This window comes from Clostridium vitabionis (assembly GCF_015351765.1).
In the GTDB taxonomy this organism is placed as follows: Bacteria; Bacillota; Clostridia; order Lachnospirales; family Lachnospiraceae; genus Clostridium_R; species Clostridium_R vitabionis.
The window spans coordinates 327,046-340,727 of sequence record NZ_JADKQA010000002.1 but is presented as its reverse complement, the minus strand read 5'-3'; the positions used below and the strand labels follow the sequence as shown (position 1 = coordinate 340,727).

The following is a 13,682-nucleotide window of genomic DNA, read 5'->3' as shown; positions in this document are numbered from 1 at the left end:
TCGATGACATTCTTACGGAAATCTACGCCTCCAGCGACAGGTCATCGATGCTGTGTTCCAGATGTTCCTTCATCACGTTATAGGCGTGTTTGCCGTTGTGCTTTTTGAGCGCGTCAATGATCAGGGAATGGTAATAGATGCCGCCATAGCTGCCCACGACCTGGTTGAGCTGCTGATAGCTGCTCAGCCGCTGTCGCATGAGCTCCTCCATGATCGAGTTGAGGATCGGGTTGCGCAATGCCTTGCAGATCGCCAGATGGAACTCCATGTCGGCATTGACAAAGGCGTTGGTATCCTTGATCGCGCGCTGCATCACGGCAAGAAGCGCTTCTAATTTGGCAACCAGCTCGGGGCTTGCCGAGGGCGCCACCTCGGCGCAGACCTCGGGTTCAATCAGCGCGCGGAATTTCAGCAGATCCCTCATCTCCCCCACTGTCTCCGGGGTTTTGACCGAAGCCGTCACCGCGCCGGAGGACGCTGTGCCGGTAAATGCCGAGGCGTCGTTATTGATGATGAAGGTGCCTTTTCCCTGATGGCTCTCGAGGATGCCCAGGGCGATAAACTGCTGGATGGCGCTCCGGACGGAAATGCGGCTGACCCCGAGGGCTTCGCAGAACGCTTTCTCACTGGGGATCTTACTCCCCAGCTGCCAGGTGCCATCCTGGATATTTTTGGTGATGTACGCAATGATCTTATTGGTAACCTGTTTCTCGCTCATTCCTCTGTCCTATTCCCAGCGTGTCCTGACAATGGATGTCCTGACCTCTCCTCCTGAGCTGTCCGGCAAAATTTTCCGCCGTGCGCCGTCAGAAACACAAATCCGTGGTTTTTTCCATGTTGTCATACAAGCATTAGTATATCAGCTCTGCCGCAGCTTTTAAAGGCCTGCAGCACCGGCTGCAGGCCTTCAAAGTGAAACACAGGTACTTGTTCAGAACCGGCACAGAATCCCCATCCGAAAGATCTGTCTCCTACGGTGTCTGCAGGCTGCCGTCCGGATTCCTTGTCTGTGTCCAGGTGGTGAGATCATCATTGCAGGGATACTTGGCTGCTTCCGCCTCATTGAGATCGACGCCGAGCCCCGGCCTGTCATTGGCGTAGACAAAACCGTCATTGCCATATTCCGGAAGGCCCGGGAAGACATCCAGCAGCGCGCCATGCGGGCCGCTCAACTTCTGAATGACGAAATTCGGCGGTTCGATACCGCTCCACTCCTGCAGGCCGAGATTCTCGGCTGCCAGGTCGATGTGGATATTCGCCGCATGCGCGAGCGGGCTCATATCGCCCGGCCCGTGCCAGCAGATACGGACGCCGTACTCCGCCGCGAACTGCTGGATCTTCCTTGCCGGGGTAATGCCGCCCACCTCGGAGATGTGGACGCGGATATAGTCGATCGCCCTGGTCTCGATCAGTTTCTTATATTCTGCCGGGTTATTGAACAGTTCTCCCTGGGATAGCGGGGTGACAGAGGTCTGGCGGATTCTCTGCAGCCATTCTGTCTGTTCCAACGGTACGACATCCTCCATGAAGAACAGGTGGAACGGCTCCATTTCTTTCACGAACTCCACGGCTTCCGTCGGATGGATGCGTTCGTGCACATCATGCACCAGCTCGATGGAATCTCCTTCTTTTTCACGGATCTGTGCAAAGAGCTTCAGGGTATCCCGCATATACTTGCGGCTGTCCAGGTAAACGCCGTCATGGGCTCCCCTCGCCGCCCAGGACGGGGCTGGCCCGTATCCGCCGCCGCCATAACCGCCGCACTGGCAGCGGATGTATTTCACGCCGATGGAACGGTATTTCTCGATGTTTTCACAGATCTCGTCCGCGTCCTTCCCATCGACATGGCGGTAAACCGGGACGCCGGCGCGCATCTTGCCGCCGAACAGGTCATAGAGCGGCATGTTGGCCATTTTCCCCTTGATGTCCCACAGGGCCATATCGATGCCGGAAATGGCATTGTTGGCGATCGGGCCGCTGCGCCAGTAGGCATTCTGATGCATCAGCTGCCACAGCTCGGTGATGTTGTTGACCTCCCGCCCGATCACCAGCGGTGCCAGATACGTCTCGATGAGATGCCTGACACTGCGCCAGCGGTAGGCAAGCGTTGCGCAGCCGAGGCCATAGAGCCCGGGCTGGTCTGTATCCACGCGGACGACGACAAGATTGATCCCTTCAGGCGCCGTGCAGATGACCTTGACATTTTTGATGATCGGATTCATACGTCTTATTCCTTCTCTCAGTCCTCAGCACCCGGGAACAGGATGACGGTCTTCTTCACCGCCGGATCCGGATGAACAATATTTTCAAATACCTGGTCGATGTCCTCAAACTTCACGAAGGTCGTCGCGAGGCCCTGCATGTGGTACTTGCCCTCCGCCATGTTCTTCGCGGTGGGCTCCCACTGGTTCAGGCTCATGCGGGTGCCGATGATATCCAGCTCGCGGCCGTTGATCATCTGCTGGGTGATCTTCTCCGGAACGGTCGAGAAGCCGAGCGGGATCACACGGCCCGCATTGCAGACAATGCCCGGCGTCATGACAAAGGTGAGGCTTCCCGGGAAAGCGGCGGCGTCGAACGCTACCGTGCAGCCGTGCCCGTCCGTGATCTCCTGCACTCTCTTGACCACATCCTCTGTCTTGCTGTTGATGGTATAGTCAGCGCCGAAATCCCTCTTTGCACGCTCCAGGCTGGAATCACTGATGTCACAGCAGATGATGGTCTTGACCCCCTTCAGCTTGCAGGCCTGGCAAATGATCGTGCCGATCGTGCCTGTGCCGAAAATGAATACGGTGTCGTCCTCGGCAACCCTTGCTCTCGTCGTGCTGTGCTCGCCGATGGTCAGGGGTTCGATCAACGCGGCATCCTTCCAGGGAATCTGGTCATCAATCTTATAGACATAGGATTCCTGGGCTGTCCAGTACTCGCGCCAGCCGCCGTCCGTGCCGGATCCGCGAACCAGGACATGCTCACACACATTTCCCCTGCCGTGCCGGCACTGCCAGCAGGTGCCGTCGCGCAGCACATAATCGATGACCACATGGTCGCCGGCCTTAATCTTCTTGCAATCCTTGCCAACCTTAACTACGATGCCGACGTTCTCGTGTCCCGGGATCAGCGGATAGCGGGAATTCGGGTTCTCACCCCGGTAAATATGGATATCACTGCCGCAGACACCCGCAGCCATCTCCTTGATCAGAACCTCATCATCCTTCGGCTCCGGAACCGGAACTTCCCGGATTTCATAATGATACGGTTCTGTGACAACAACTTCCTTCATCATATCTGCCATAATATTCCCTCCTGGATGGATCCCTGCGGACCACTGCCGTTTATCTTGGTGGTTTTGTTTATTTGTATTACAAGTATTTGCAATTTCCAGTATACTCATTACAAGTTGGATTGCAAGTGCTAAATTCTCTAATTTCCCAGCTTCGTGAATTTCAACATATTGCCGGACTATAACAAGTTCAAATCGACGATTTTGGCAATTATGCCCTGCTTTTGCTTGACCGTCGTCTCCGGCAGTGATAATACATAGTTGTAACTTGTAGTACAAGAAACCGCGAGAATGGGAGCGCAGCCGCTCCCTGAAATCAGGAAAACCAAGGGGACAGGAGGAATACCGCATGAAAAGAAAAGCAGCCGCCATCGCCTGTGCAGTTACCATATTATCACTGGCGCTGAGCGGGGTCGGCATCGCACATGACAACAAGCCGCAGCAGAATCCGGAAGGAACCATCACCCTGCGCATGGCGCAGACCTCTGCCGCAGATGGCGCAATCGGCATTTCTATGGATGAATTTGCCGACAGGATTTATCAGGCAACCAATGGACGATATCAGATCCAAACCTACCACAACGGCCAGCTCGGCGGCGAGGTTGACACGATCGAGGGCTGCCAGATGAACACGATCGATATCGCGGTGGTCAACCAGTCCACCCTCGGAAATTTCATGAAGGACTTCCAGGCGCTGGATATTCCGTTCCTGTTTAATTCCCCGGAGCACGCCGACAAGGTTTTCCTTGGCGACATCGGCCAGAGCTATCTGGGCAAGCTCGATGAGATCAATCTGAAAGGACTGGGGATCTGGGAATCCGGTTTCCGGAACCTCACCAACAGCAAGCATCCGGTCAATTCTGTGGACGATGTCCATGGATTGAAGATCCGGACGATGGAAAACCAGATTCACATCGCCTTCTGGAAGAAGCTTGGCGCCGACGCGACGCCGATGTCCTGGGGCGAAGCGTACACCGCCCTGCAGCAGGGCGCCCTGGACGGGCAGGAGAACCCCTGCACCGTTATTGATAAGAACAATGTGGCGCAGGTCAACAAATATCTGGCGCTGACCCAGCACGCGTACTCCACCGTCTTCATTATTATGAGCCCCGCGACCTGGGATTCTCTCGGTGAGGAGTATCAGAAAATCTTCATGGACTGCATGAACGAGGAGAATCTGAAAGAACGTGAGCGCAGCCGCCAGATGGACCAGGAAGCCATCGGCCATCTGAAGGAACAGGGCATGGAAATCACCGAGCCCGACAAACAGCAGTTCCGTGATGCAGCTGCCGATCTCTATACCGATTGGCAGGCGAAGTACGGCGACACCATCGCCAAGATTCAGGCGCTGGGTACACAGTAGGAGGTTTCCCTATGGAAGGATTGAGTAACGCATTCAAGAAACTTCAGAAACTGAACAGATGGCTGATCGGCGCCATCCTGGTCGGAATCGTGGTGGTCGTTTTCCTGCAGACCTTCTGCCGGTTCGTCATTTTCAAGAGCCTCACCTGGTCAGAGGAGCTCTCCCGCTTCCTGTTCGTGGCCCTGATCGCCCTCGGCATAAACCTCGCGACGACGGATCACCTCTTCGTCCGCATTGAAATCATCGACAATTATGTGAAGGGGAAGGCAAGCTTCATTCTCAGCATGGTCCGCCGCATTTTGGCAACCATTGTCAGCTTCATGTTCGTCTACAGCAGCTGGAAAATGATCGCGATCGGCCACGCGGAGACGAGCCCCGCTATGCTGATCCCGATGGGAATCATGTATGGGATCGTCTTCATCGGCTTCCTGTTGAACGGGATTTCCATTATTATTGATACCTATGAATATGTCGAAGGATACGAAGCGAAGGAGGAAAAAGCATGAGCACCGCAGCCGTTGTTCTCATCGTTGTCATGCTCGTTGCCATGGCAGCAGGCCTGGAGATCACCTGGGCCATGGGTCTCGCCTGCGTGGCAGCGATCCTGATTGACCCAAAACTCACCCTGGTCGTTATTTCCCAGAGAATTTTCACCAATTCCAATAGTTTCTCCATGCTGGCCATCCCGGCCTTCATGCTCGCCGGCGACATCATGTCGAAGGGCGGCCTCTCCAAGCGCCTGGTCGCATTTGCAGACTCTCTCGTCGGCTGGATTTCCGGCGGAATTTCCCTGGTATCCATCGTCGCCTGCACCTTCTTCGCGGCGATCTCCGGTTCCTCGGTTGCGACGACCGCTGCCATCGGCGGCCTGATGTACCCGGAAATGGTGAAGCGCGGCTATCCGGAAGATTATGCGGCTGCCGTCCAGGCCATCGGCGGTACGCTCGGCATTGTCATTCCCCCGTCGATCGTGCTGGTCATCTATGGCAACATCACCGGAACTGACGTCGCCGCCCTCCTGATGTCCGGCATCCTGCCCGGCATTGTCGCCAGCATCGGCCTCTGTGTATACGCCTATTACAAGGCGAAGAAATCCAATTATCCGAAGTCGAGCGGCTTCTCCTTCAAGCAGTTCCTGATTTCCTTCAAGGATGCCATCTGGGCGCTGATCATGCCGATCATCATCCTCGGCGGCATCTATGCCGGTATTTTCACCCCGACAGAATCCGCGGTGATCGCCGTGGTTTACGGCTTCATCATCTGCATCGCGGTTTACCGCGAGGTAACCATGAAGAACGTCTGGGATATCGTCTGCAACACGGCAGTTGGCACCGCAAACCTGATGATCCTGGTTGTCACGGCGCAGATGTTCGGCTGGCTGATTTCTTATTACCAGATTCCGCAGGCGGTTACCGCGCTGATGCTCTCTGTGGTCTCCAATAAGTACATCTTCTGGCTGATTGTCATCATCCTTCTTACGATCTGTGGCATGTTCCTTGAGGTCGGCGCCACCAACCTGATCCTCGGCCCGATCCTGGCTCCGATCGCCGCTGCCTTCGGCATCAACCCGGTACAATTCGGCCTGGTATTCGTCTTCCTGCTCGCCATGGGCCAGGCGACCCCGCCGTTCGGCACCTGCATGTTCGTCTCCTGCGGCCTGAGCGGCCAGCCGATCGGACGGGTTGCGAAAAACCTCATCCCGTTTGTCGCCGTGGAGATTGCCTGCGCTTTCCTCTTTGCCTACATCCCGCAGATTGCCCTTCTGCTGCCGAGCCTGGTCAAATAAAGAAAAGTACGGCATTTGCCTGAAAACACACGAACAGACGCCAGTGTATGCCGCATCCGGCGCACACTGGCGATACCCCAAAACATCCAATATTGCATTGCGATTGATCGCGAAAGGAGATTCCCATGAGTGCTCTGAATATGTTTGATGTAGCTGGCAAGAAAGCCATTGTCACCGGTGCTACCCGCGGCCTTGGCCGCGGCATGGCGGAAGGCCTGCTGGAGGGCGGCGCCGAAGTTGTTGTCATCGGAACGAAGGAAAGAGGAACCGCCGGGCATCCGGGCGCGCTGGATGTCGCGGACGAGTACACCGCCAAGGGCTACAAATGCCACGGCCTGGCGGCAAATCTGGATACCCTGGAAGCCGGCGAGGATGCCTTCAAAAAGGCAGTCTCTCTTCTCGGCGGCGGCCTGGACATCCTGATCGTAGCCCACGGCATCCAGAGACGCCATCAGTCCAATGAATTCCCGGCAGATGAATGGCATGAGGTCATCGGAACCAATCTGGATTCCGTGTTCGGGCTCGCGAGACCCGCATCGGATCTTTTCGTCAAGAAGGCACAGGCGGATGGCGTTGTCCCGATTACGAACGGCCCGAAGAAGTGCTATGGCAAGATCATCCTGATCGCCTCGATGGCTTCGTTCTTCGGCGGAAAGACTGTTCCGGCTTACGCCTCGGCAAAGGGCGGCGTGGCACAGCTCACGAAGTGCATGAGCAATGACCTCCTCGGCTACGGCATCAATATCAACGCCCTGGCGCCCGGCTATATGGATACCGAAATGAATGCAGCCCTGACTGACCCCGCGAACCCGCGCTTCATGGAACTCACCAACCGGATCCCGGCACACCGTTGGGGCACCGGCGACGACATGAAGGGACCCGCGCTCTTCCTCTCCTCCGACGCTTCCAATTATCTCGGCGGCGCGGTTATCCCGGTAGACGGCGGATACCTGGTGATGTAATTCCTGCGGACAATTCTATAGAAGTACGCGCTGACTGGGCAGATGGCCTGCCGCGCTCTGACTGCATGAAGAAAGCCGCCTCTTTTCGGGGCGGCCTTCTTCATTTCATATAGCGTTTTAATTCCTGATAAAAGTTTTCACGCGTTCCCGCGAGGATCACGACCACAAGCTGCCCATTTTCCTCATAGATCCGATAAGCGATCTCGTAGTTCGTTCTATTATAGAACACATCAAACCCATACACACCCGCAAGATCACCGACCTTGGCTTCCCCTGCGTATGGATCGTTCTGAACGGTCTCTAAGGCTTTGCGGAAAGCGGCTTTCAGTCCCTTTTCCTTAATTTTCTTGAAGTACCGCTCCGCACCGGGCAGAAACTTCAGCTCATACATCATCACCGCTCCTCCGTCCCAAACAGGTCGTCCAGAGAAGCAGTGCTTCCGCCAGTTGCGGCTAGTGCGTCCGCCTCATCGATCATCGTCTTTACTGCAGGGCGCACTTTTTTCTGCGTTTCCTTAAACTTTGACAGCAGTTCGTCCCCCTGATAGCCCTGTGAGATCAGATCCGCCAGGATCGCTTCGGCGAACTCACCGCCGCTGCGCTCAGAGACCGGACGGATCACCAGCTCGTTGCCGCGCAAAATGCACTCGGCTTCCGTATCAAAGCCCAGCAAATCAAAATATTTCTGAGGAATCGTGATCTGACGTTTTCCAGAAATGCGAATCATTTTCCGTTCCATACCGTGAGATCTCCTTGCCGTCATAACCGCCGTTGCTATTCCTCCCCTTCTATGCCACGAGTAGCACAGATATACATATTTCTTTGTTTCTTGGTTTTAAGATAGTGTATTTTTAGCAGAAAGTCAAGCGATATAGGTTTTCAGATCCCGATAATGATCCAGATGTACTCAGGCGCAGCAAGAGTAAAGATCAGGTGGGCAAAAAGGATGGCGGACTCCATCCAGTGAAGTCTCACACGACCAAAGTCGCGTGCTTCCATACCACCTTCCGGCAGTAATGGACTCGCTGACCACAGATACAGTTAAGATACCGATACCCTATGCCGCAGCATGGAGTTCTGCGTCTAAACGAATGAGTGTGGACAGTGTGCAGGTACTTCTCTTTGCACATCCGGGAACTTTTGCCTGGATGCGCTGCCCTTCCGTTACCGGAAGGGACTTTAAGATCTCACGCACAAAATATCGTGACCCGATATTGTAGCTGGCATTGAGATCGCAGTTGTATACCTTGCCTGTCTGAAACTCACACAGGCTGTAATTCCCATTTGTCTTGGAAGACTCCCTGCCGCGCAGGATCCTGCCAGAGCCGTCAAACGCAAGACGTGAGGTCCCCCAGGCATTGATCCTGCTGATCCGCATGGAAAGGGCGTGCGCCTTGTCGCTGACAACCGCCTGTACACGTCTTGCCTTCCATAAGTGCAGGCGCTGACGTTTTGAGCCGCGTTTCCTGCCGCTAAGGTCGAGGTGTTCGAAGACAATCGTGTCAGCGCTGTACAGGACAGCGGTATCAAGAATAAACTGCGCTGTCTTTACGGCAATATCATCATTCACACCATCAGCAAGCTTCCATAAGCGGCGCACGCTTCTCGAGCCATGCCGCTGCGCGTATTTTATGTGCGATACCTTGCGGGTAAGAGAGTCGTACTCTCTTGGAAGGCGGAGAAATCGTCTTCCAAGGATCGTGCCATCCGGCCGCATGACCGAACATACACAGCAGCTGTTCATGCCAAGATCGACCGCCACTATGGTCTGATTGAAAATCTCTGTATTGTGCAGCTTACCTTCCTGCTGAAATGGAAAATCCAGATACCAGCACTTGCCACGTTTTTGAAGCGTAGGTACACATTCCTTTCGAAACTGGCAGTGGCGCAGGATATAATCCACATCCGTTTTGCGGAGGCGGACTGTGATCCAATCCCATGTGTTGCGGACAAAAGCTTTGATCCGTGCGGTGTAATGATCCACGCGGACATAGCAGTTGCCTCTGTACAGGGCAGGGCACACAAAGCCCGCCTTCGGGAAACCGGGTCTTGCGCCCCTGGTACGGGGATCGGAAGATTCCCAGTTTGCAAGGTTTGATCTGTAGGAAGACACCTTTCCAAAGGCTTCCGCAATTCCCGCTCTTCGTAAGTAGCTGGGAAACTTGTAGAACCCGGTGCCAAAGTCGTATTTCACAGCGGGGCGCTTCTTCGTCGCAACAGACAATGCTTCCGCTGTATTAACCGCCGCTTTCTGCGTTGTGATCGTGCAAAAGGCAGCATCCCACTCACCGTTAATGACGGAAATGTAAAAATCCACAGCTTTCCTGTAGAGATCAACCGTATCTTTCAGGGCACGGGATATGCCGTTCTTATTTAGTTTCACGGAATACGTGGCAGTCAGCTTCATGATTTCGCTTTCTGAGAATGAATATATTGCTCAACCATTTCCTTTGTTCGGTCACTTACCGTGACAATACAATAGGATGGATTCCATAAGTGCCCGCCACAAAGGCTGGATTTCAGTTCCGGATGATGAATAAACATCCATCTTGCTGTATTGCCCTTCAGGATTTTGATCATATTCGACGGGCAGAATTGCGGCTTACAGGATATGAGCAGATGTACATGGTCCGGCATGACTTCCATAGCCTGAATACTGAAATCGTAATCTGCCGCAATCTGCATCAGATACGCTTTCAGGTCATCGTCGATGCCGTGCCGAAGGACTGCTTTACGATATTTTGTACACCATACAATGTGATACTGAATGCTGTACACATATCCACGACCATATGTAAGATCATTTTCTCTTGTATCATAAACACTTTTATCCATGTAATTATTATAGCATATGCAGTGGTAATTGGCACCTGCATGATCTAAAAAGTTTCTAAATTCTTCTACCGGCTAACTCATGACTGAAGTCACGAGAATGCGCCGGTAAATTTTCAAAAATACCGCACAGGTAACCCCGTACGGTATCATGCCTATCAGTTTTCCCCTTCCCCCTTTTACTTGGCTTCTGCAATCAGCTTTTCCACTGCCGCATACATTGCGTCATTTCCGACCGCCTCCTTGACTGTCTCAATCGCCGGAGCCGCCGCATCCTTCATCTGCTGCCGTACCTCATCCGTCAGCTGACACGATCGCATTCTCCAGGTGTATCCTCACCTTCCCCTCCGTCGCTCTCAAAACAGCCGTCATAATACGCCTGCAGCTGGCTAGAAGCGTACATGCGTTCAATCTCCTCGTCACTCAGCTTCAGAAATTCCGAATAACAGTCTCTCAGCTCCTGCAGATACCTGTGCCATTCCGTCGGATCGATGAAGGGCTCCTCCTCTCCCCTGCATCTGCGCATGTACTTTTGATAGACATCATTGTGAAATGGATGATTCCCCAGCATCAGATCTACCGGCTCATTCCATACCTTATCGATAGAAGAAAGAAACGTTTGCTGCATGGAAAGCGGCAACCCGTTCTTTTCCAGCGCCTTCCGCGAGAGAGACCCAAAACCTGCCCCTCCGTAGATGCCTACGTGAATCGTTTTTCCCTTATACTGCATGTCCCAGAAGTGTGACATCACGCCCACCGTGTGTCCCGGTGTAAATACGCAGCGTATCCTGGTATTGCCCAGTTCAATGATGTCGCCGTCCTGCAGCTCCACGTCTGGCGAAAAGGTCTCGTTATATACTCCCAGATTCTGATTCATTGCTTCCATGCGATCCGCATGCTCCCGCATATCCTGTGCATCCACCGCTCCGAGAAATGTCTTGGCATGAGTCCTGTGCACCAGCGCGTTGACACAGCCGAAATGATCTGTGTGCGCATGGGATACGATAATGTACCGGATATCTCTGATATGAAATCCGAGGTAGTCGATATTATACAAAAGCCCCGGCAGTCCTGAAGCGCACGGAACATCAAGCAAGATCAGTCCGGATCCTGTATCGATCAGGTGAGAGCTGCACCATTCATTTCCGACATAATAAAGATTGCCCGCAATCTGAAACGGCGTGCGATCCAGAAGGTAGGGCCGTCTTTTCTGTTCCTCTGAAGGCATCATGTTGCCAAAACGATTGATTTTCGTCATATTTACCTGCTTTCTTCATATTCTGGCTCTGCGCAGCCGCCATATTGCCAAATCTGATGATTAAAGTCTACTATTTTTCATTATTCTTTACAATTTTACGGCGATCATGCTATCATAGCCTGGAAGCTATAACAAGCCTTTGAGGTGACAGAATGGAACTGAAGCAACTCCGATATTTTATGGCTCTGGTCAAATATGAACATGTATCCAAAACTGCGGATTTTCTAAATATCGCGCAGCCCACCCTGAGCAAATCTCTGCACACCCTGGAGAGAGAACTCGGCACGCCGCTGTTTGATCGGATAGGAAACCGCATCCGGCTCAATGCCAACGGAAGACGGTTCCGGGAATATGCGGAAAAATCTCTGCAATACCTGGATGCCGGAATCCTGGATGTAAAAAATACCATCTATGACATCACAGACCGCATCACTGTCGACTGCTGGTGCTTCGCACCCATCATCTGGCCTTGTGTGGCGGAATACCAGCGGCTGAATCCCCTGACAGAATTCATGCTTCTGCAATCCTCCTTAGGTCAGATGGGCTCCCTTTCCGATCACGAAGCAGATTTTATTCTCCGCAGTTCCGCAAATGAAGATGCGGTATCAGACAGCAGCAGCGGACAGTTTTGGGTTTCCCAGACCCTGTTTGAAGAACAGATGTTTCTGGTCATGGGTCCTGCCTTTCCTGCTTTCAATGATCTGCCCGTCGATACCGATACCATCGATTTGTCTCTTCTGCAGGACGCCCCATTCATTACCATGCGCGTCAATACTGCCTTCATTAATGACATAACCTACCAGATCTGCCAGAATGCGGGCTTCTGGCCCCGGATCCTATTTCAGACAGATGACTTTCTCCTGAAAATGCACATTGTCCGTTCCGGATCTGCGGTAGCCATTTTGCCCAACGCCTGTCTGGATGACGCCCGGATGCTCTGCCCCGGACTGAAAATCTTAAAAATTAAAAATTATGAATCCTTCCGCCGCATCCGTCTCCTTCGAAAACGGAAAATGCTGCTGACCGAGGCTGCGCAGGATTTTTGGAATTTTGTTCTGGACTATTACAACCTTCCCGCAGACGAACGGGATTAAAAAACTGAAAACTTCCATTCTTCACGTGTGGTTCCCCCTGCCGGCCAAACCATCCCTCCATACCGGAGAGTCCTGGCAAGAACCCCTTTGGTATGGTAGAATACCTTTCGTATTGCCTAATCATACTTAGCCAAAAACAGGGGGATAAGAACGGACATGGATTCAACACAGACGAAAACCGGATCAGAAAAATTCTGGACGCGCCCGGCAGCAGTCTTCTTTTTTGCCTTCATTTGCTGTTTTCTCTGGGGTTCCGCCTCACCGGCGATCAAGATTGGTTATGAATTGTTCACGATCGGTGCCGGCGATCTGGCATCGCGCTTCGTTTTTGCGGGTGTCCGGTTCTTTATCGCCGGGATCATGGTGATCACGTTGGGAAGCATCCAGCAGCACAGATTTCTCTATCCGAAGAAAACCAGCTGGCCGTATGTCTTCGTGCTGATGCTGTTCCAGACCATCCTGCAGTACATCTTCTTCTACACCGCGCTCGCGCACACGAGCGGCGTGCGCGGCTCGGTCATCAATGCGGCCGGAACCTTCTTCTCGCTGTTTCTTGCCGCGTTTGTCTTCCGATTTGAGAAGCTGACCACAGGCAAAGTTCTCGGCTGCATGATCGGCTTTCTCGGCGTCCTGCTCATCGTGACCAAAGGCGCGTCTGCCGCAGGTCCGGTCAGCTTTGCCGGCGAGGGCTGCATGGTCATCGCAGCCCTCGCCAACGCGGCTGCCGGCTGTTTCATCAAAAAGTTCGGAAATAAGGAAAATCCGGTCACCCTGAGCGGCTGGCAGTTTTTCTGCGGCGGAATCGTGCTTGCCATTGCCGGCTTACTGCTTGGCGGCCGGCTCCAGCCGACCGGTCCAAGCGCGTGGGTACTTCTCCTCTACATGGGCTTTATCTCGGCGGGGGCCTACACGCTCTGGGGGCTCCTGCTCAAATATAACGATGTGAGCCGGATCACGATTCTCGGGTTCATGAACCCGGTACTCGGCGTCCTGCTCTCCGCGCTGTTTCTCGGGGAGGCCAGGGAGGCCTTCAGTATCCGCGTCTTCCTCGCCCTGGTAATGGTGAGCGCCGGCATCATCTTATCCGGGAGAAAAAAACGCTGATGGA

The 13,682-nt window shown here is 53.5% G+C and carries 16 protein-coding genes and 1 pseudogene; 7 read left to right on the top strand and 10 right to left on the bottom strand.

Going from position 1 to position 13,682, the window contains the following annotated elements:
• Positions 1–22 precede the first annotated feature (22 nt).
• The 3 genes from ISF27_RS06475 to ISF27_RS06465 form a co-directional block, all read right to left on the bottom strand.
• Positions 23–718: a FadR/GntR family transcriptional regulator gene (locus ISF27_RS06475; RefSeq protein ID WP_194610296.1), complete on the bottom strand. Its 696-nt coding sequence runs from the start codon at positions 716–718 to the stop codon at positions 23–25.
• Between the two features lie 253 nt (positions 719–971).
• Positions 972–2,222 (bottom strand): enolase C-terminal domain-like protein, encoded by a 1,251-nt coding sequence (locus ISF27_RS06470; RefSeq protein WP_194610294.1) that lies wholly within the window; start codon positions 2,220–2,222, stop codon positions 972–974.
• Positions 2,223–2,239: 17 nt separating this feature from the next.
• A complete protein-coding gene (locus tag ISF27_RS06465; protein WP_194610293.1) occupies positions 2,240–3,292 on the bottom strand; it encodes a zinc-dependent alcohol dehydrogenase in 1,053 nt (350 codons plus the stop codon).
• A gap of 337 nt (positions 3,293–3,629) precedes the next feature.
• Here ISF27_RS06465 and ISF27_RS06460 point away from each other — a divergent pair, with 337 nt between their 5' ends.
• The 4 genes from ISF27_RS06460 (at position 3,630) to ISF27_RS06445 (ending at position 7,391) form a co-directional block, all read left to right on the top strand.
• A complete protein-coding gene (locus ISF27_RS06460) occupies positions 3,630–4,643 on the top strand; it encodes a TRAP transporter substrate-binding protein (protein WP_194610291.1) in 1,014 nt (337 codons plus the stop codon).
• 11 nt (positions 4,644–4,654) lie between these two features.
• Entirely contained in the window at positions 4,655–5,149 is a 495-nt protein-coding gene (locus ISF27_RS06455; protein WP_194610289.1) for a TRAP transporter small permease, read from the top strand.
• Positions 5,146–6,429 (top strand): TRAP transporter large permease, encoded by a 1,284-nt coding sequence (locus ISF27_RS06450; protein ID WP_194610287.1) that lies wholly within the window; start codon positions 5,146–5,148, stop codon positions 6,427–6,429. The genes ISF27_RS06455 and ISF27_RS06450 overlap by 4 nt, the downstream gene beginning before the upstream one ends.
• Before the next feature lie 134 nt (positions 6,430–6,563).
• A complete protein-coding gene (locus ISF27_RS06445) occupies positions 6,564–7,391 on the top strand; it encodes an SDR family NAD(P)-dependent oxidoreductase (protein ID WP_407926072.1) in 828 nt (275 codons plus the stop codon).
• A gap of 100 nt (positions 7,392–7,491) precedes the next feature.
• Here ISF27_RS06445 and ISF27_RS06440 read toward each other — a convergent pair whose 3' ends face one another.
• The 7 genes from ISF27_RS06440 to ISF27_RS06410 form a co-directional block, all read right to left on the bottom strand.
• The gene (locus tag ISF27_RS06440) at positions 7,492–7,785 is read right to left on the bottom strand and encodes a type II toxin-antitoxin system RelE/ParE family toxin (RefSeq protein WP_456236835.1); all 294 of its coding nucleotides are present in this window, start codon (positions 7,783–7,785) and stop codon (positions 7,492–7,494) included.
• On the bottom strand, positions 7,785–8,129 hold the full coding sequence (locus ISF27_RS06435) for an AbrB/MazE/SpoVT family DNA-binding domain-containing protein (protein WP_194610283.1): 345 nt from the start codon (positions 8,127–8,129) through the stop codon (positions 7,785–7,787). The genes ISF27_RS06440 and ISF27_RS06435 overlap by 1 nt, the downstream gene beginning before the upstream one ends.
• 140 nt (positions 8,130–8,269) lie before the next feature.
• A complete protein-coding gene (locus ISF27_RS13610) occupies positions 8,270–8,350 on the bottom strand; it encodes a hypothetical protein (RefSeq protein ID WP_407926070.1) in 81 nt (26 codons plus the stop codon).
• Positions 8,351–8,447: 97 nt separating this feature from the next.
• Positions 8,448–9,797 (bottom strand): transposase, encoded by a 1,350-nt coding sequence (locus tag ISF27_RS06425; protein ID WP_194608890.1) that lies wholly within the window; start codon positions 9,795–9,797, stop codon positions 8,448–8,450.
• Positions 9,794–10,225 (bottom strand): IS200/IS605 family transposase, encoded by a 432-nt coding sequence (gene tnpA / locus ISF27_RS06420; RefSeq protein WP_194610279.1) that lies wholly within the window; start codon positions 10,223–10,225, stop codon positions 9,794–9,796. Before tnpA ends, ISF27_RS06425 begins: the two co-directional genes overlap by 4 nt.
• A gap of 176 nt (positions 10,226–10,401) precedes the next feature.
• A complete protein-coding gene (locus ISF27_RS06415; protein ID WP_194610277.1) occupies positions 10,402–10,542 on the bottom strand; it encodes a hypothetical protein in 141 nt (46 codons plus the stop codon).
• A complete protein-coding gene (locus ISF27_RS06410; RefSeq protein ID WP_194610275.1) occupies positions 10,524–11,480 on the bottom strand; it encodes an MBL fold metallo-hydrolase in 957 nt (318 codons plus the stop codon). The genes ISF27_RS06415 and ISF27_RS06410 overlap by 19 nt, the downstream gene beginning before the upstream one ends.
• Before the next feature lie 152 nt (positions 11,481–11,632).
• Between ISF27_RS06410 and ISF27_RS13605 the strand changes: the two are divergent.
• The 3 genes and pseudogenes from ISF27_RS13605 to ISF27_RS06400 form a co-directional block, all read left to right on the top strand.
• Positions 11,633–11,806 (top strand): annotated as a pseudogene (locus ISF27_RS13605) (LysR family transcriptional regulator); the annotation flags it as partial.
• Between the two features lie 147 nt (positions 11,807–11,953).
• Positions 11,954–12,574, top strand: a complete 621-nt coding sequence (locus ISF27_RS13440; protein WP_328701536.1) for a substrate-binding domain-containing protein — start codon at positions 11,954–11,956, stop codon at positions 12,572–12,574.
• 156 nt (positions 12,575–12,730) lie between these two features.
• The gene (locus ISF27_RS06400) at positions 12,731–13,678 is read left to right on the top strand and encodes a DMT family transporter (protein ID WP_194610272.1); all 948 of its coding nucleotides are present in this window, start codon (positions 12,731–12,733) and stop codon (positions 13,676–13,678) included.
• The last annotated feature ends 4 nt before the right edge of the window (positions 13,679–13,682 follow it).